This is a genomic window from Paenibacillus sp. GSMTC-2017 (genome assembly GCF_016019935.1).
Taxonomy (GTDB): Bacteria; Bacillota; Bacilli; order Paenibacillales; family Paenibacillaceae; genus Pristimantibacillus.
This window is the reverse complement of record NZ_JAECMT010000002.1, coordinates 60,189-77,204: the sequence shown is the minus strand read 5'-3', so window position 1 is coordinate 77,204 and position 17,016 is coordinate 60,189. Positions and strand designations below refer to the sequence as shown.

Below are 17,016 nucleotides of genomic sequence, written 5' to 3'. Positions count from 1 at the left end.
TTGTGATTAACATATTCCAAAGAATTGATTGTAACTTCATTCCCGTATCAAGTCTAAATGAGTCAACGAAATGGTACATAGACGTATTCGGATGTTCGTTTGTATGGAAAGAAGAAGCAGGGTATGTTGCACTTAATGTTTCAAATGAAATTGAAGCGGGCAAATCAGCAAATGCTATGCTAGGTCATGCGATGATAACTTTAGTTGAATCGGAAGATTTTAATCCACTTTGTTTTATTAAAAATGGTATAAAACATCCTTTTATGAACTTTTACACAACAGATATTGAAAGAGCACATCTTTTGCTTATTGAAAAAGGAGTTACTGTAGATCCAATAGTAGATGAAGGAAATCTTAAGTATTTTAACTTTATAGAACTGAATGGTCATCATATGGGTGTTTGTAGCTTTTAAGCGAAAATGTAACAATAAAGAGTAAATTAGCGTAATAATACAGCGACAGCTCTGTTTTTTAGCCATGACTGTCGCTATTATCTTTGGATGGGATAGTATATTCTTTTTACATTTGCCACCTGTTGTCATCTTCAAAGTAAGACGGTAAGCGTCTTTGTAGATCCTGGTATATGTAATTTAAGTTCTTCTATCAATATCAAAGTCCATTTTTTTCAATGTATTGTTCAAATTGTTTATAGACTTTTTGTGCAAGTTTGACTCGAGTAGGAAGATCGATCATCATGTTTTTAAAATAATCCAAACCAGAATCAGATATTTCGTAATAACGATTATATCGATCATCATCTTCCCATTGTCTAATAACGTAGCCTTCGGCTGAGAGTTTTTGGAGACGTTTCGTTAAGTATCCTTTAGCGACACCAACATTGCTTAGACTCTTTATAATGGACTCCTCAAGTTGCCCCTGGTAGCGTCGACCATATGAATTCAGTTCAGAAAGAACAAAAAAATCAATGACTTGTTGGACTTTTACTACATTACCAAGCGATTCTTCTTTCTCAAGGGGCGACTGGTTTCTAGCCATGTCTTTCACTCTCCTATAAAATGCACATATTTTCCATGAAGCCTACTTTAAACAAGTATAACGCACTACATGATCGTCCGCAATATGTTCGCTTTTCAACATTTAAATCTATCTGTTGCCACTTTCTATTCGTATCTAGTTACTTCATATTAAAAGCAAACTATATCGCACTTAGAAATTTTTAAAAAAAGGTAAGAAATATAAAATCATTCAAAACAAATGGAATAAAGAGGAAATAGAGGCTAGCACATCGAATATTAATAGCTGCTTAATATTGCTGTACCCTTTTTATACTAAATAGAGGTTTTTTATAGTCGGATATGATAGCTATTAGAACCCAAATTATACATTGCTAGAGTATGCTGGGATGGATCTAATTAAGGGAAGAAGGATATATTTCTTCTACATATCGGTTTCGTTGAGGATCAATTATGTATTGTATTGGCAGATGTTAATGTGGTTAACTAATGGATAAGACTAACAATGAGGTGATAATGATGACATTAACGCTAAGAGCAATAAACCGTGTAGAAAACGAAGATATCTTTCTTATGATTCAAGAGATGGGCGAAGGGGAAAATGGTTTTGTAAACAGTTTATTATCTGACGACCTCGAAATGTTTTATCAAAAGTTACATAGAAATATCGAGATATCACAGGGAATTAATTTAGGTGAAGGGTTTGTCCCTCAAACCTTATATTGGTTTTTTGTAGACGAACAACCTGTAGGTTATGGTAAGCTAAGACATCACCTCAATGAAAGGTTGCTTGAGCACGGAGGTCATATTGGCTATGCGATTCGCCCTTCTGAACGTAAAAAGGGATATGGGAAACTAGCTTTAAAAGAACTGGTTGCCAAAGCAGTTGAAAAAGACATTAATAAAATACTATTAACGGTTAATGAAGAAAACACTCCTTCACGAAAGGTAATTGAAGCAAGTAATGGTGAGTTAGCTAGAATTAAAGATGGTGTATGCAATTATTGGATCACGATAAATATGTAGAAATAGTAGATTATAAGTCCTCGTCTAATTACTTAGGAGAGGGCTTTTTTGATGTATAAAATGGTGTTTTTATTTATTGTGGAATAATTTTCTCAAACTCGTATATGTAAACTTGTGGTAAAATACACTTGAATAGCACGCATACTTGCAATAGTTCTTTTAGAAGTATGATTTCACAAATATATATATATTTTGGGGAGGCTATCTATTGAAAAATGCAAACAAAATAATCACAATTACAGTAACGATATTGGCTACAGCTTTAATTAGTTCAACGATCATTACTTTGTTTATCTCAGGTAAAGAGATGGCAGATTTCCTCGTTTTTTTTCTAATTAGTTTACTTGGTGTGACTTTTCTAGTGATGCCTACTGCATTAGTACTTAATCATTACTTCAAGAAAAAAACATCTAAACATATCGCCATAAAGCTTGCTCTCCATTTCATCATTCCTATATTTATAGTAGCTGCAGTTCTACTTATAAGTGGAGAAAAAGATGAATTATTCACTGATGATTCTATCATTTTTTACTTAGTGGCAAGCTTTAATTCGCTCATTAATTTCGGTATATTATCATTGCTGAAATTAACAGGCGATACGGATATGTAATAGAAATATAAATTCAATTTCTTAAAACAGGAGTGTTTACTATTGATTAGATTATGCCACCCATCAGAAGCATCGATTATCACTGCGATTATTAACGATGCAGCAATTGCATATAAAGGGGTCATTCCCGAAGATCGTTATCATGATCCTTACATGAGTCTCTTAGAAGTAGAGTCGGAGATGAGAAACGGAGTAGTTTTTTGGGGTTATTTGGATGGAGAAGACCGGCTGATCGGTGTGATGGGATTACAGGATAAGGGTGATGTTAGCCTAATCCGTCATGCCTATGTTCGAACAACAAATAGAAGCAATGGTATTGGTAGTCTGCTAATAGAGCATATTTTACAACAAACAGAAAAGCCTATTCTGATAGGAACTTGGGCAACTGCTAGTTGGGCTATCCGTTTTTATGAAAGGTATGGATTTAACCTCGTAACTATGCAGGAGAAGGAACGACTATTAAGACACTATTGGGACATACCTATTCGGCAAATAGACGAGTCTGTCGTGTTAAGTAATGTTAAAGCTAATACCGACCTAAAACTCGAAATGACTGATATACACCCTATGATAAAAGAAGCTAACGTATCAGATTCAGAACAAATTCTCGCTCTTCAAAAGTTAGCCTACATTAGTGAAGCGGAAATATATAATGACTTTTCCATTGAGCCGCTTGTCCAATCAATTGAATCTGTACATGAACAATTTCAGCATTTTATTTTTCTAAAAGCAGTTGCCAATGATGGTACAATCGTCGGTTCCGTTAGAGCTCGATCTATAGAGGACATATGCCATATTGGCAAACTAATTGTACATCCGAACTTTCAGAATAAGGGGATAGGCAGACGATTATTGGAAGGGATCGAATTAGCTTTCAAACAAAGTTCGAAGTATTCCCTATATACAGGTAGCAAAAGCAATAAAAATATTCAGTTCTACACAAGACTGGGTTACAAAATCGTATCAACAAAACCAATTCATGATCAATTGAGTTTGGTGTACTTAGAGAAATAATCGAAGTAGAGTGGAGGAATGCTAGTGGATCGCATCTCACATATTCGAAACGAAGAAAAATCGTATCATGATAATTGTTACGAACAAAATATATTATTCGAACCAGGTTCTTGGATGAATAAACCAGTTAAAACGGTTATGGATCTTTTACCAAAACTCCATCCATACGAAACCTTTAGTATATTGGATTTGGGTTGTGGTGTTGGGAGAAATACGATTCCGATTGCCGAGTTTTTGAAATCACACTCCGGGAAAGTGATCGGAGTGGATCTTTTAGAATCCGCAGTAAATGGACTACATCAATATTGTATACAATTTGGCGTTCAGGATTATATTGAAATTGTTCATTCGGATATTGAATCTTATTTTATTCCTCCTCTAACACATAACCTTATTGTCGCTGTTTCAGCACTAGAGCATTTAAGTTCAGAAGATGCACTAGAAAATAAGCTTAAAGAGATGGTAGTAGGCACAAAGATTAATGGCATTAATTGCATCATCATCGCTTCCAATATTAGGGAAAGCATTATAGAAGCAGATATTCAAATTGATCCTATGTTCGAAATTCTTCTCTCCACTGAACGAACGTTTGCAATCTTAGATTATCATTATAGTGGCTGGGAAGTACTAAGCAGACTTGTAAAACCTCTTTCTTTCGAAATAGAACGTCAACATGTGCCTGTGTTACTTACTTCGGATTGCATTACATATGTCGTTAGAAAGCTTCAATAAAAAATTGATTAAACAATATAGCCGATCATTCCAGGAGGAACCTGATGAGTATTGAGTTATTAGTTGAAACACTTCGATTACATGGAAATCGAGAAAATGCAGTGAAAATGGACGCTTATATGAAAAATCTTTTTGTTCATCTTGGCATCAAAACACCAGAACGAAGAGCACACATGAAAGCATTTCTGAAGAATCACCCGTTTCAGAAAGAATGGATTCCTTTATTATGGGAGTTACCTGAGCGAGAATTGCAATCTGTCGCGGTAGATATGTTGGTTCTTATCAAGAAGAAATTAACTCCTGTCGACCTTCCTATGATTGAGTATTTGATTACAACTAAATCGTGGTGGGATTCTGTTGATGGAATAGCAGCGCATATTGCTGGAACTATTTTCAAGGCGTACCCTGAAGCTCGCAAGGAATATGTTGAGAAGTGGACAGAGTCCGATAATATGTGGCTAAACCGTACTGCAATCCTTCATCAATTACATTACAAACAAGATACGGACGAATATCTGCTATACGATTGTATTTGCAGACACGCTCATTCCAAGGAGTTTTTCCATCAGAAAGCCATTGGTTGGGCATTAAGGGAGTATGGTAAATGTAATCCAAAATCAGTCATTGCATTTGTTGATGCAAATGAGCTAAAACCGTTAAGTAAAAGAGAAGCTTTACGAATCATTCGCTTACAACAAGAAAAGTAGAGAAGGTAGGCGTAACGTTCACCGAATCAGCAAAAAACAAGAATATTTTTTATTTGCAGCTGTGTTAGTTTGCAATCTAATACCGCTTTTCTTTTTAGTAAAAACAATGATACTTTTTAGAGTAATAATAACAGACCATACATATTTATTTGCTTTAGTAATCAGTATTATTGCTGCGCTTTATGGGAGCTATAAGGAAACTTTAGGGAGAAAAAAGAGTAATAAAACGATTAGAGAGCATGAGAAGCCTGTCCAAACACACAAAAAATCGTTATAATAGTTAGTGAATAAATGAATGAAGAAGAAAGTGGGATCAGCATGGGACGTAAATGGAACAATATTAAAGATAAGAAAGCAAACAAAGATGCTAATACAAGTCGAATTTATGCAAAATTCGGTGTTGAAATTTATGTAGCAGCCAAAAAAGGCGAGCCAGATCCAGAGTCCAATCGTGCCTTGAAAGTTGTACTTGAGCGTGCCAAAACGTATAACGTACCAAGAGCGATTATCGACCGTGCCTTAGATAAAGCTAAAGGAAGCGGCGACGATAATTACCAGGAGCTTCGATATGAAGGTTTTGGTCCAAATGGTTCAATGGTTATCGTTGATACCTTGACGAATAACGTAAACCGTACTGCACCTGAAGTACGTTCAGCATTTAACAAAAACGGCGGAAGCATGGGTGTATCCGGCTCCGTTGCATATATGTTCGAATCTACAGCTGTATTTGGACTAACAGGAAAAACAGTAGACGAAGTAATGGAAATTATGATTGAAGCTGATGTTGACGTTCGCGATATTCTTGAAGAAGAAGATTCCGTTATCGTCTATGCCGCTCCAGATCAATTCCATGCCGTACAAGAAGCATTCAAAAAGGTTGGCGTTGATCAGTTTACGGTTGCTGAACTTACGATGCTTGCACAAAACTACATTTCTTTACCTGCAGATGGACAAGTCCAATTCGATAAACTGATTGATGCACTTGAAGATCTTGAAGATGTTCAACAGGTGTTCCACAATGTAGAGTTAGAAGACTAGTACGTACACATAGAAAAAGCCGCGATAATGAATCGCGGCTTTTTCACTGCAATCCAATAAATACAACTTAAACTCTCATAGTAAAGGAGGTCATTCAAGTGAAAAGATCTGACAGGCTCATGGCGATCATAATAGCATTGCAGCAAAGATCGGAAACAGCACAATCACTAGCGAGCAAACTGGAAGTTTCTACACGAACGATATTTCGTGATATGCAAGCACTGTCAGAGATAGGCATCCCACTATATGCGATAACAGGACCAGCCGGTGGTTATAGAATGATGGAGGGATACCAGTTACCGCCACTACAATTTGACACGAAAGAAGCGCTAACGATGTTGTTCGCTCTGAACACGTTAACAAAGTTAAAGGACACCCCATTCAAACAAGCACGATGGACTGTAATGGACAAGATTAGAGCTTCACTTCCTTCAAGTCTACTAGAGAGAGTCGAACCAATGTTAAAACATGTAGAGATGGATGTTCCAATTAGATCTCATGAGACTCCATTGCTAGAAGAGCTATTTGCTTATACATCGGAATCATCGTGGATTCGAGTTCATTATCGCTCCGAACGTCATGAGCAATGGATAAACATGCAGCCAAAACGAGTTTATACAGCACATGGCTTTTGGTATTGTGAAGCATATTCACTTCAGCATAATGAAATGCGTACTTTCCGAGTAGATCGATTCAATTATTTAGAGAGGTCGGCCAAACCTGAGCAAGAAAAATCGACAGTTGTGGAATCCGTTGCTATAGAAAAGCAATCAGACGAAACGATACCTATTAAAGCAAAGTTGACTTATCGTGGTTCGCTATTTGCCGAACAGGATCATCACGTAGGACAATTTGTGAAACATATAGACGAAAATGAATGGCAACTTAAATTTGATTGTCCAATTTCAGAGTGGGAATGGGCAGTATCCTTTTTCTTCACACTTGGCCTTGACGCTGAAGTTATTGATCCTCCTGAGCTTAAATCCGAATTATTTGAACAAGCATCTCAATTATCCCTTCGTTACAAACCAAAATAATCTGTTTTCAATCTTAATAAAAAACTATAGGTAAGTTATAATTGTTCATTATAACAAGGAGGGATTGATACGATGGATCTTCGATTTCCGATAGGCACTTTTGAGCATTCTGGAGTAATTGATAATGAGCAGCGGCAAGTATGGATAAAGCATATTGCAAAACTACCAAAGCAACTAAAAGAAGCAACTGATGGGTTAACGGAAGAACAGTTACTTACACCATACCGCGAAGGTGGTTGGAATATTAAGCAAGTGGTTCATCATGTTGCGGACAGTCACATGAATAGTTACATACGCTTTAAGCTTGCATTGACCGAAGAAAATCCTTCGATAAGGCCATATTACGAAGATCGTTGGGCGGAACTGTCCGATACTTTTGACGAGCCAATTGAAACGTCAATACAGTTGCTCGAGGTGCTGCATCGCAGATGGGCTACGTTACTATCAATGATGACTGAAGAACAATTTAATCGAACTTTCTTCCATCCGGAATCAAAAGAAGTTGTTTCATTATGTACGAATCTCGGTATATATTCATGGCATGGCAGGCATCATCTTGCACATATAACATCATTAAAGGAACGTATGGGCTGGTAACATCTTCACCGCTCATAGAAAGAGGCTATTCCAATAAATCAATTGGAAATAGCCTCTAACTTTTTGCATGCTTAGTGATTTATTTAAAGTCCACAAGCCAATTCGTAATATTAATGATGTCTTGTTCCTCAATACGTCCTTCGAATCCAGGCATTCCACCGCCGCCATTAACAATCTTTTTGTAAATAGCTTCACGACTCATCTTTGAACCTACTTGCTTAAGAGCCGGCCCCATTGTTCCCTGATATTCATTACCATGACAACTCATACAATTACTTTTGTAGACCGATTCCGCCTTAGCAATATCTACAGTGGTTTGAGGAATCGTTATCTCTGTTGTATCAGGCACTTTCACTTCTTTCGGTGGTAGCTGAAACATGAGGAGATAAATAGCTAATAGGCTCGCTAATCCGGCAATAATAGCCATCATCCATTTAAACATAATAAAACTCCTTCCCTGTGAATTTAAAGTACGCTGTAGCAATTATTATCTCTCATTATATCGGTAAAAACACGTCAGCCGTATGACCCGATCGAGCTATTGGGAGAGAACGATTGTTAGCACTTTGTGACCGAAATGATAGTAAACATTGATTTATTACATAAATCTACTTTAAATAATTTTCTACCTAGACACCAATCCTTACCATCAATTAGAATATATTTCTAGATACATGAAAGGTAGGGGAATAGGTTGAACGAAGTGATTACGAATTGGCGAGTCATTGAAGGTCCACTTGATGCAACACCAGAAGATGTTGGTATGGATTCCAGTCAACTGAACAAGCTAGACAAACATTTTGAACAATTGGTGAAACAAGAGAAAATTCAAGGTGCTAGTTATCTCGTCTCCAGGCATGGAAAAATCGTAGCTTCGAGATCTATGGGTGTACTGAATGGTGTTACACAAGAAGGCGAACTTGCACCGGATTCGATTCGAAATCTCTCCTCCATTACCAAAATGTTTACCGCAATTAGTATAGTCAAGTTAATTGAAGATGGGAAGTTATTCATCGATCAACCTGTGGCGACTATCCTAAGCGAATTTGATAACCCTACCCACCAAAACATAACTATATTTAATCTACTGACTCATACGTCGGGAATTATGCCTGTAAATGGTTACTTCAATGAACCGTATCCTCGTCAATGGTGGGGCGCTCATGGTACAGACGATTGGATTCGTAAAGTATTAACTGGCACACTTGTTTGCCAGCCAGGAGAAGCCTACAACTATTCAACGATGGGATTTGCATTATTAGGAGAAATTATAAACCGAGTTTCAGGTATTTCATACGAAGATTATGTAATCGAAAACATCATTACACCATTAAACTTAAAGCGATCATTTTTCCAAGTTCCACAAAATCTTCACTCCGAAGTACTTGCCGTAGTGCAATATGACATTGACCATTTAAATAAAGAAACGGTTGAAGGGGATGTACGCCCGCCGAAATCTGACAGTGGTCTATATTCAACATTGTTCGATCTCTGGAAAGTTGGCCAAATGTTACTGAATGGCGGAACCTTCGAAGGAGAACGCATTTTAGGAAGAAAATCAGTTGAACTACTTACTAAACGACATTTATTTAACGTACCAGCATATCATTGGGGTGGCAAAATTAAAGACAAAGGTCACGCTCTTGGAATTGACCTTGCTATCGATCATTTGTCTTACGAGTCCATTGGAACATATCAGATGGAGGGTGCGGGACGTTCAGCTATTTTCGTAGATCCTGTTGAAGATTTGGTCGTAACCTTTTTTGTACCTTCCATTTATTCATGGGTTCCGCTTTCCGTGCTTGGAACGAAACAAATCATTTGGTCGAGTTTGAAGTAATTAATGTGGCTAACTAATAATCCATTTCCCTGGGCTACTATAGTTCGGGGATTTTTCTTATTGACCTATTTCTTCCGATTGAAACGGTGAACATGAAGATATATAATGTAATGATTGCATTCAAGCAATAAAAACACCGATGAAACCAGTTTTTTCCGTTTCCGTAGTATAATTTATGGGTACAACAATAAGACGTACCTATAGAAATGATAAACGAACGACAATACGAAGGGGATGGATTCGGAATGAAACTTAAAGGGATAACGATATTGTTAGCAATGGCACTGTTTGTATTACCAGGATGCGGAATATTGGATAGTGCTCAGCAAACAGTTAATTTCACAACTGAAACAACTGCTTACATGCAATCGCTCACTAGTTTTGGAACTGAAATGACAACTTTAGCTGAACAAGCCTTAACAGATGCTACTGCACGTACCGATCTGAAGCAACAATTGGTGGACTTAAAAGAACAAGTAACATCTTATGCTGGCATAACCGTTCCAGATTATGCAACTGAAATACATCAATCAATTGTGCAATACAATGAGACGTTGCAAAGTGGCATTGATAAAGCTTTAACCAATATTGAACAAGGAAGAGCAGCATTCGAATCAACTGGAATTCCAGAGTCTGTAAATAAAATCAATGAGCTGTTGTCTCAGGTCAACCAGTTAACGCCACAATAATCCGACATGTACCGTTAAACGAGTAAATGGAGCGATGCGTTCGCTCCTTTTTTATGTGTAAAAATAAGGAGGTTTGTGAATGAACTGGATCGCTGTACAACCCTATTACAAAGTCGAAAGAAAACTAAATGGGCTAGAGATGAAGACGATCAGAGATGATCGGATCATGTATCTGTATGCTAACAAAATTGTAACTGCACATCGTGAATTTGAAATAGAGGACGTACATGATCTTTCGTTCCGACAAATGGGAGGAGATGAAGGAATACTTTATTTGCATACAAAACAAGGTGTATTCTCGTACACCTTGCAAGGTGATACAACAGCATTCATACAATCATTTAGAGATCTTACTTAATCAACCCAGAATCCAAACACATGCGTGTAGGATAACATCAAGAGTTTTTGAAACTCAAGGAGAGTGCACCAAGTTTGTTAGCGCAAGGAATAACATCATCGACACTAACTAGTCGCGTTCGTTTAATCACTTTATTGCTTGTTGTTGTTGTAGCAGGTTTAAGTCAAGGACTTTTACTACCACTACTATCTATTATGCTAGAAGAACGAGGCGTTTCTTCGGATCTTAACGGCATTAACTCAGCTGCAATGTATATCGGTATTTTTTGTACGATGTTTTTCATCGAGAGACCAGTAAGACGTTTTGGATACAAAAAAGTTATAATTGTGGGGATCTCACTTGTAACCTTCTCAAATGTATTATTTCCATTTACCGAATCACTTACAATTTGGTTTATTTTAAGACTGCTAGTCGGAGTTGGCGATAGTGCTTTGCATTACGCGACTCAACTTTGGATAGTGAGTTCAAGTCCTGCCGATCGACGGGGTAGATTTATATCCCTATATGGAATGTCCTATGGTCTTGGTTTCAGCTTAGGACCACTTGGGATAAATTTATTGCACTTTGGCAAGTTTGCTCCATTTTTTGTATCGGGTACGTTTTTCCTCACTGTTCTATTACTCGTACTTAGAATGAAAAATGAGTTTCCTGAAAAACCTTCAAGCGGTGCTTCAGCAGAAAATCGTTACGTAAAAACGTATCGGATCGCGTGGTTTGTCCTTATTCCAGGTTTCCTCTTTGGTCTGATGGAAGCATCTATGAACAGTAACTTCCCGTTATATGGCATGCGAATTGATCTAGGCCAACAATGGATATCATTATTGCTAGTCTCATTTGGAATTGGCAGCTTAATACTGCAACTGCCGCTTGGCATATGGAGCGATCGTATTGGACGAAAGCCGATATTAATAGCATGCGGTATTATCGGATCGATAACGTTTTGTATGATTCCAGTCGCACAAGACAATGTGCCACTTCTGTTTGTATTGTTCATTATTTCTGGTGGTGTGGTAGGATCGTTCTATTCTTTGGGACTAGCGTATGCAGCCGATATTTTACCACGTCCAATATTGCCAGCAGCCAATATTCTTACTTCGATTCACTTCAGTATTGGTAGTATCTTGGGACCAACACTTGGCGGATTTGGCATCAAGTATATATCACCTTACAGTATATTCATCTTTTTGGGATGCGCGTTTCTGCTGTTTGCTTTATTAGGATTTATCTTTAAACCTCAAAAACAAGTGGAGACAACTGTATAATATTGTATTGGTATATTATTCCAAACGGATTTATAATTCAGTCCATGCAATACTACTAAGCGAAGATCAAAGACATGACTCCAACATTCAACCTGCACAGAGAGAGGTGCGATTGCTGCAAGCTCCTGCTCCTTCAGTGATGAAGTTAGAAGTTACCCCTTTGTAGCTGTGACGTGGAATCCGCCTGCTCGTAGCAAGTGGTAGTAATCGTCACCGATTGATCCCCGTTACAGGATACTAATAAGGGCCTTGATTTTATTATGAGGCCAGAATTAGGGTGGAACCACGAGTTTACAAGCTCCCTTTGCGGGATGCGTGCTTATATGGCTCAATGGAGAGATTTATGGGGATATTAACAGAGCATTATAGTGGATAATTTCCAACTTGGCTGTCGCCAGTTCAAGTGAAAATATTACCGGTTTCAGATGTAGACTTATATTATGCTCTCGAAGTAAAGCAAGCGCTTTGCTCAGAAGGATTTAGAGTAGACGTTGACGCTCGATATGAGAAGTTAGGATACAAAATTCGTGAAGCGCAGCTTTCAAAAGTACCCTATATGGTTGTCCTTGGAGAAAGTGAACGGACAAATGGAACGATATCCGTTCGTAAGCGGGGAGAAGGCGATGTAGGATCGAAACAATTACAATCGTTTATTGATCAAATACGAATAGAAATTGAACTAAAATCCGCACACTAAATCGTTACATGGGGCTGCCATTCGTGCAGCCTCATGTTACAACTAAACCGACCGTTTTACATAGCTCCACTAATTGATGGGCACCGTAAAATTGTTCACGATTACGTTCATGAATACTTACCAAAGCTTGCTCCGTCACTTCTTTAGCTTTCTCCAGATCTTGATGTTCGACTGCATGTACGATTTCTTTCATATTATCTAAAAAATATACCGTTCTACGAAGAGTTCGTATTAGTAAAATTTGTCTAACATGAGTGGGAGTGAACACTCTATATCCGTTTTCTGGATCCCGATTAGGAGTGAGAAGACCTTCTTTTTCCCAATGACGAATAGCTGATGTCTGTACACCAGTAAAAGTAGCAACTTCACCAATGGACATTTGGTTTTTAGACTTCTTATTAACAGTTAGCTGTAGTGAGGGTTGTTGAAGCAACGATAAAGTCTGATCCGTTATAGATTTTTCTTGTTGAAGCTGAGCCTGTTGTTCCTTTACAAGCCAAAAAGCAGCATCCATATCGGCGTTTTGAATATGACGAAGTACTTCGCATGTGATTGCGATACCGTAACCTGAAGCCATTTTTCGAAGACAACGAAAGTAAGCAGCATGGACTTCTGTATATAGGCGATAACCATTAGACGCACGTTCAGGTGCGGGAACAACACCCCAAGATTCATAATGTCGTAGCGCGCTCGTACTTATTCCAAGCTCCCGAGCAATCTCAATTGGTTTATATAACCGCATAATCGTTCCACCTCCAATGAAAGTAGATTCCCACTATACCAAATACGTTTATTGTAAGCAATGCCAGTTATAACGATGTTATAAAAAATACCGCTTGAATTTTCATATAAACACCCCTATAATGTGCTTTAGACAGTTGCATATTTTTTTTGGTGTTAATGTGCTTTTACAAAGCACAGTTAGTTTAATCTAACAAACCATCCTTTTTCTGTTAATTGTCAAACTAAAAAGAGATATCAAGGGAGAGATTACAGCATGGCTAACGTACTGTTTATTAAAGTTAATGATCGTCCTGCCGACCAAGCGGTAAGTGTACAAATGTATGAAACATTCCTTAGCACTTATAAAGAAGCAAATGGATCTGACGAGATAACAGAGCTTGATCTATTCAATGTAGAGCTTCCATATTACGGAAACGACGCTATTACAGGTCTATATAAACTAGCTCAAGGTTACCCATTAACAGATGCAGAGCAGAAGGCAGCAGATATTGCTAATCGTTATTTGGATCAATTCCTTGCAGCAGATAAAATCGTTATTGCATTCCCGCTATGGAACTTTGTTGCACCCGCTCCACTAACAACTTACATGTCTTACATTGCTCAAGCTGGTAAAACGTTTAAGTATACTGCTGAAGGTCCAGTAGGTCTTGTGGGTGATAAGAAGGTCGTATTGCTAAATGCACGTGGTGGCGTTTATTCTGTTGAGCCAATGGCATCTATTGAATCAACAATCAAACCAGTTAAAGCAGCATTTGGTTTATTCGGAGTTAACGCTGAAGAGGTTATTATCGAAGGTCATAACCAATTTAAAGATCAATCTGCTGACATCATTGCAAAAGGTTTGGCAGAAGTAGCTGGAGTAGCTGCTAGTTTCTAAAATAACGTTCAAAAATAGAAGAAGAGATGACGATGATGTCACCTCTTCTTTTTGTATTGTCAATTATAAATGATAATTAACTGATAGTTGAATGTAATTCGGTCAAATCAGAATGTACATATGATAAACTCGCATAATAAAACTATTTTATAAAGGATGTAGAATATATGGGGTCACGGTTGATGCACTTGATTATTGCAAATAAAATTGCCCAATATATGTCGATAGAGAATAAAACTTTATTTTTACTCGGTAATATTGCTCCCGATGCTGTTCCCACAAAAGACATCTCGCATTTTTTTGCAGGCAATAGTAAAGATCTTTCAAGACATTTAGATTTTAACGGATTTTTACATAAATATAGAACGCACATAGATAGTCATTATATACTCGGATATTTCACTCATCTTATTGCCGATGATATATGGGTGAAAGGTTTTTATCTTCCTTGGCTCAAAAATAGAATGGAAGCAAATAGAGAAATACATACTTTACATCACAATGATTTTCGATTGCTGAATGGAAAATTGTTAAACTATTATGGTTTTGCAGATGAAATAAAAAGGATGCTAATTTATGCGCCAACAGTGTTAGATTTAGAAGAAGTTACGTCCAAAGATGTTGAACAATTCATTCCTAGCGTATTAGGCGATATGGAGAACGATAAAGACATTACTACTGAAACACTTAACCTATATACGTTTGATCAGATAATTGGGTATATAGAGACTTCAGTCGAGCAGGGGGTTTTGCATGTAAAACCATTATTACAATAGCGTATTTTTTACCTATTAACTTCAGTGTTAAACATAACATCATTAAAAATGGTCAATGGATGGATATTATCATCTGTAATATTTTGAATGATCTGCTTCAAGACTTTCCCGTCTCTAAGTTCTGTTTCATCCAAGTGCGGAAGGTCCGTTATCTTAATCCAGTTGCTATCAATAATTCCTTCTTCTAATAGTAATGAACCACCAGTAATCTCGGCTGTAAAATGGAATAACACACAATGGTTATTTAAACTACTGATGAAATTATAAATGCCAGTTGTCCCTGTTAGAGCTACTTCATATCCTGTTTCTTCTTTTACTTCCCTATAGGCAGCCTCAAGTATCGCCTCGCCTAGTTCAATACGACCGGCTGGAAAATTCCATTTACGCTGAGCATAAGGTTTGTTTTCCTTAATAAACAACACTTTATCATCTTTAATGATGGCTACACTTACTATGAGTACAATTCCATTTTGACTCAATTCATATCCCTACTTTCTGTACATTAATGTATGATAATATAAAAGTACACTATTCCAATTATTACATACAATTAATAATTATTTCGGACATTTATACAAAGAGGAGTGAATATTACGAATAGTATCATCGAACTTACTATTGTACAATTGGCGAAATTACTCGATGAAGGAACAGTAACCTCCGTAGAGCTAACAAAAAAGTATATCAAACGTATTGCTAACTATGATCGCAAAGGTCCGGCACTTAACTCTATATTAGAATTAAATGCCGATGCCATTCATATAGCTGAGTCGCTCGATTTGGAGCGTAAAAGTAAAGGTTCCCGAGGATTGTTACATGGTGTGCCAATTATCATTAAAGACAATATAAACACAGGTGACAAGATGCGAACAAGTGCTGGTTCACTTGCATTAGCTGACTTGTATGCTCCGAATGATGCTTATATTATACGTAAGCTAAGAGAGAGCGGAGCTATTGTTTTTGCAAAAAGTAATATGTGTGAATTTGCTCATTTCTTCGCCAATGACATCCCTGATGGGTATAGCTCAAGAGGTGGACATGTAATCAATCCATACAACAAGTTGCTTACTCCCGGCGGATCAAGTTCAGGTTCTGCAGTTGCGGTAGCTGCAAATTTTGCGATGGGGTCAATCGGCACTGAAACAAACGGCTCCATCATTGTTCCATCAAGAAATAATTTCGTTGTAGGTATTAAACCTACGGTAGGTTTAGTTAGCAGAGAAGGTATCATTCCTATTTCGAATAGTCAAGATACTGCTGGACCAATTGCTCGTACGGTAGAGGATGCTGCAATAATGTTAGATGCTATTGCTGGGTTCGATGAGAATGATGATGCAACTTGGAAGACAACGTATTTTCCAGAAACATCTTATTTTGAAGCTACAAAAAACAGTATTTCAGGGAAACGAATTGGCATATGTACACAACGAAATGAATTACTTAGCAATGAAGAGCAACAAGTCATAAGTGATGCAGTAATAAAACTTAAAAATCTTGGCGCAGAAATAATAAATGTACATCTCGATTTTACACCAGATGATTACTTTACTGTTTCTATTTATGAAATGAAGGCAGGAATGAATCATTATCTCTCTACTGTTAGAGGTCATACAAAAATGAGCACGCTTAGTGACATTATTGCCTTTAATAAAGACCATCCAGAAACATGTCTAAAATATGGTCAAAAGTTGTTAGAGTTGGTCGACGCAACTTCAGGTACATTGACTGAGGAAGTCTACTTAAATACTCGCGAAAAAAATCTTCTTAGCACAAGAACATTAGGGCTAGACAAAACGTTTAACGTATGGAACTTAGACGCGATTATGACAACTGAGATTTTAAGTCTATGTCCAGTTGCAGGTTATCCCAGTATAACCGTTCCAGCAGGAGTTAATTGCGAGCAACCTGAAAGCTTGGTATTTATGGGTAAACCATTTTCAGAGGGGACATTGTTGTCACTGGCCTATAATTATGAGCAATCAACTACGTTTAGGAAGCCACCTGCCTTATAAATATTTATACAAATAATGGGGACCTA

General features: G+C 37.4%; 20 protein-coding genes and 1 pseudogene. 17 read left to right on the top strand and 4 right to left on the bottom strand.

All coding sequences use genetic code 11. The features are described from left to right. Nucleotides 1-2 precede the first annotated feature (2 nt). Nucleotides 3-413, top strand: a complete 411-nt coding sequence (locus I6N90_RS07480; protein WP_197934916.1) for a VOC family protein — start codon at nucleotides 3-5, stop codon at nucleotides 411-413. 196 nt (nucleotides 414-609) lie between these two features. Here the strand turns inward: I6N90_RS07480 and I6N90_RS07475 are convergent, their stop codons facing one another. Continuing rightward, complete coding sequence (locus I6N90_RS07475) at nucleotides 610-996, bottom strand: helix-turn-helix transcriptional regulator (RefSeq protein WP_197934915.1); 387 nt, start codon at nucleotides 994-996, stop codon at nucleotides 610-612. A 467-nt stretch (nucleotides 997-1,463) separates the two neighbouring features. On the opposite strand from I6N90_RS07475, the gene I6N90_RS07470 reads away from it, so the two are divergent. The 8 genes from I6N90_RS07470 to I6N90_RS07430 all read left to right on the top strand — a co-directional run bounded on the left by I6N90_RS07470 (nucleotide 1,464) and on the right by I6N90_RS07430 (nucleotide 7,735). Continuing rightward, nucleotides 1,464-2,000 (top strand): GNAT family N-acetyltransferase, encoded by a 537-nt coding sequence (locus I6N90_RS07470; RefSeq protein ID WP_232242760.1) that lies wholly within the window; start codon nucleotides 1,464-1,466, stop codon nucleotides 1,998-2,000. A 208-nt stretch (nucleotides 2,001-2,208) separates the two neighbouring features. Next, the gene (locus I6N90_RS07465) at nucleotides 2,209-2,610 is read left to right on the top strand and encodes a hypothetical protein (RefSeq protein WP_197934914.1); all 402 of its coding nucleotides are present in this window, start codon (nucleotides 2,209-2,211) and stop codon (nucleotides 2,608-2,610) included. Between the two features lie 42 nt (nucleotides 2,611-2,652). Then, nucleotides 2,653-3,624 carry a GNAT family N-acetyltransferase gene (locus tag I6N90_RS24680; RefSeq protein ID WP_232242755.1) on the top strand — a complete coding sequence of 324 codons (972 nt, stop codon included), beginning with the start codon at nucleotides 2,653-2,655 and terminating at the stop codon, nucleotides 3,622-3,624. Nucleotides 3,625-3,642: 18 nt separating this feature from the next. After that, on the top strand, nucleotides 3,643-4,356 hold the full coding sequence (locus tag I6N90_RS07450) for a class I SAM-dependent methyltransferase (RefSeq protein ID WP_442950947.1): 714 nt from the start codon (nucleotides 3,643-3,645) through the stop codon (nucleotides 4,354-4,356). 44 nt (nucleotides 4,357-4,400) lie between these two features. Continuing rightward, entirely contained in the window at nucleotides 4,401-5,063 is a 663-nt protein-coding gene (locus tag I6N90_RS07445; protein WP_197934912.1) for a DNA alkylation repair protein, read from the top strand. 318 nt (nucleotides 5,064-5,381) lie between these two features. After that, the gene (locus I6N90_RS07440) at nucleotides 5,382-6,101 is read left to right on the top strand and encodes a YebC/PmpR family DNA-binding transcriptional regulator (RefSeq protein ID WP_197934911.1); all 720 of its coding nucleotides are present in this window, start codon (nucleotides 5,382-5,384) and stop codon (nucleotides 6,099-6,101) included. A gap of 98 nt (nucleotides 6,102-6,199) precedes the next feature. Continuing rightward, a complete protein-coding gene (locus tag I6N90_RS07435) occupies nucleotides 6,200-7,138 on the top strand; it encodes a helix-turn-helix transcriptional regulator (protein WP_332262424.1) in 939 nt (312 codons plus the stop codon). 72 nt (nucleotides 7,139-7,210) lie between these two features. Continuing rightward, complete coding sequence (locus I6N90_RS07430; protein WP_232242751.1) at nucleotides 7,211-7,735, top strand: YfiT family bacillithiol transferase; 525 nt, start codon at nucleotides 7,211-7,213, stop codon at nucleotides 7,733-7,735. A 79-nt stretch (nucleotides 7,736-7,814) separates the two neighbouring features. On the opposite strand, the gene I6N90_RS07425 is transcribed toward I6N90_RS07430, so the two are convergent. Then, the gene (locus tag I6N90_RS07425; RefSeq protein WP_197934910.1) at nucleotides 7,815-8,177 is read right to left on the bottom strand and encodes a c-type cytochrome; all 363 of its coding nucleotides are present in this window, start codon (nucleotides 8,175-8,177) and stop codon (nucleotides 7,815-7,817) included. 261 nt (nucleotides 8,178-8,438) lie between these two features. Here I6N90_RS07425 and I6N90_RS07420 point away from each other — a divergent pair, with 261 nt between their 5' ends. From I6N90_RS07420 to I6N90_RS07400, 5 genes are all read left to right on the top strand, one after another. Beyond that, a complete protein-coding gene (locus tag I6N90_RS07420) occupies nucleotides 8,439-9,575 on the top strand; it encodes a serine hydrolase domain-containing protein (protein WP_332262445.1) in 1,137 nt (378 codons plus the stop codon). 206 nt (nucleotides 9,576-9,781) lie between these two features. After that, nucleotides 9,782-10,264, top strand: a complete 483-nt coding sequence (locus I6N90_RS07415) for a DUF6376 family protein (RefSeq protein ID WP_232242749.1) — start codon at nucleotides 9,782-9,784, stop codon at nucleotides 10,262-10,264. A gap of 79 nt (nucleotides 10,265-10,343) precedes the next feature. Continuing rightward, on the top strand, nucleotides 10,344-10,622 hold the full coding sequence (locus tag I6N90_RS07410) for a hypothetical protein (RefSeq protein WP_197934907.1): 279 nt from the start codon (nucleotides 10,344-10,346) through the stop codon (nucleotides 10,620-10,622). A 74-nt stretch (nucleotides 10,623-10,696) separates the two neighbouring features. After that, nucleotides 10,697-11,884, top strand: a complete 1,188-nt coding sequence (locus tag I6N90_RS07405) for an MFS transporter (RefSeq protein WP_232242746.1) — start codon at nucleotides 10,697-10,699, stop codon at nucleotides 11,882-11,884. A gap of 403 nt (nucleotides 11,885-12,287) precedes the next feature. After that, nucleotides 12,288-12,581 carry a His/Gly/Thr/Pro-type tRNA ligase C-terminal domain-containing protein gene (locus I6N90_RS07400; protein ID WP_442950946.1) on the top strand — a complete coding sequence of 98 codons (294 nt, stop codon included), beginning with the start codon at nucleotides 12,288-12,290 and terminating at the stop codon, nucleotides 12,579-12,581. A gap of 31 nt (nucleotides 12,582-12,612) precedes the next feature. Here I6N90_RS07400 and I6N90_RS07395 read toward each other — a convergent pair whose 3' ends face one another. Then, nucleotides 12,613-13,323, bottom strand: a complete 711-nt coding sequence (locus I6N90_RS07395; RefSeq protein WP_197934906.1) for a TioE family transcriptional regulator — start codon at nucleotides 13,321-13,323, stop codon at nucleotides 12,613-12,615. 252 nt (nucleotides 13,324-13,575) lie between these two features. Here I6N90_RS07395 and I6N90_RS07390 point away from each other — a divergent pair. After that, nucleotides 13,576-14,202 (top strand): annotated as a pseudogene (locus I6N90_RS07390) (FMN-dependent NADH-azoreductase); the annotation flags it as partial. A 167-nt stretch (nucleotides 14,203-14,369) separates the two neighbouring features. Continuing rightward, entirely contained in the window at nucleotides 14,370-14,978 is a 609-nt protein-coding gene (locus I6N90_RS07385; RefSeq protein ID WP_197934904.1) for a zinc dependent phospholipase C family protein, read from the top strand. Nucleotides 14,979-14,986: 8 nt separating this feature from the next. Here I6N90_RS07385 and I6N90_RS07380 read toward each other — a convergent pair whose 3' ends face one another. Next, nucleotides 14,987-15,457: an NUDIX hydrolase gene (locus I6N90_RS07380; RefSeq protein WP_197934903.1), complete on the bottom strand. Its 471-nt coding sequence runs from the start codon at nucleotides 15,455-15,457 to the stop codon at nucleotides 14,987-14,989. A gap of 105 nt (nucleotides 15,458-15,562) precedes the next feature. Between I6N90_RS07380 and I6N90_RS07375 the strand changes: the two genes are divergently transcribed. Next, a complete protein-coding gene (locus I6N90_RS07375) occupies nucleotides 15,563-16,990 on the top strand; it encodes an amidase family protein (protein ID WP_332262423.1) in 1,428 nt (475 codons plus the stop codon). The last annotated feature ends 26 nt before the right edge of the window (nucleotides 16,991-17,016 follow it).

Excerpts from the sequence above, each read along its gene's own strand:
- I6N90_RS07445 (WP_197934912.1), top strand. The coding sequence starts at position 4,401 with ATGAGTATTGAGTTATTAGTTGAAACACTTCGATTACATGGAAATCGA.
- I6N90_RS07470 (WP_232242760.1), top strand. The coding sequence starts at position 1,464 with ATGGATAAGACTAACAATGAGGTGATAATGATGACATTAACGCTAAGA.
- I6N90_RS07410 (WP_197934907.1), top strand. The coding sequence starts at position 10,344 with ATGAACTGGATCGCTGTACAACCCTATTACAAAGTCGAAAGAAAACTA.
- I6N90_RS07450 (WP_442950947.1), top strand. The coding sequence starts at position 3,643 with ATGCTAGTGGATCGCATCTCACATATTCGAAACGAAGAAAAATCGTAT.
- I6N90_RS07415 (WP_232242749.1), top strand. The coding sequence starts at position 9,782 with ATGATAAACGAACGACAATACGAAGGGGATGGATTCGGAATGAAACTT.
- I6N90_RS07475 (WP_197934915.1), bottom strand. The coding sequence starts at position 996 with ATGGCTAGAAACCAGTCGCCCCTTGAGAAAGAAGAATCGCTTGGTAAT.
- I6N90_RS07440 (WP_197934911.1), top strand. The coding sequence starts at position 5,382 with ATGGGACGTAAATGGAACAATATTAAAGATAAGAAAGCAAACAAAGAT.
- I6N90_RS07385 (WP_197934904.1), top strand. The coding sequence starts at position 14,370 with ATGGGGTCACGGTTGATGCACTTGATTATTGCAAATAAAATTGCCCAA.
- I6N90_RS07395 (WP_197934906.1), bottom strand. The coding sequence starts at position 13,323 with ATGCGGTTATATAAACCAATTGAGATTGCTCGGGAGCTTGGAATAAGT.
- I6N90_RS07425 (WP_197934910.1), bottom strand. The coding sequence starts at position 8,177 with ATGTTTAAATGGATGATGGCTATTATTGCCGGATTAGCGAGCCTATTA.
- I6N90_RS07430 (WP_232242751.1), top strand. The coding sequence starts at position 7,211 with ATGGATCTTCGATTTCCGATAGGCACTTTTGAGCATTCTGGAGTAATT.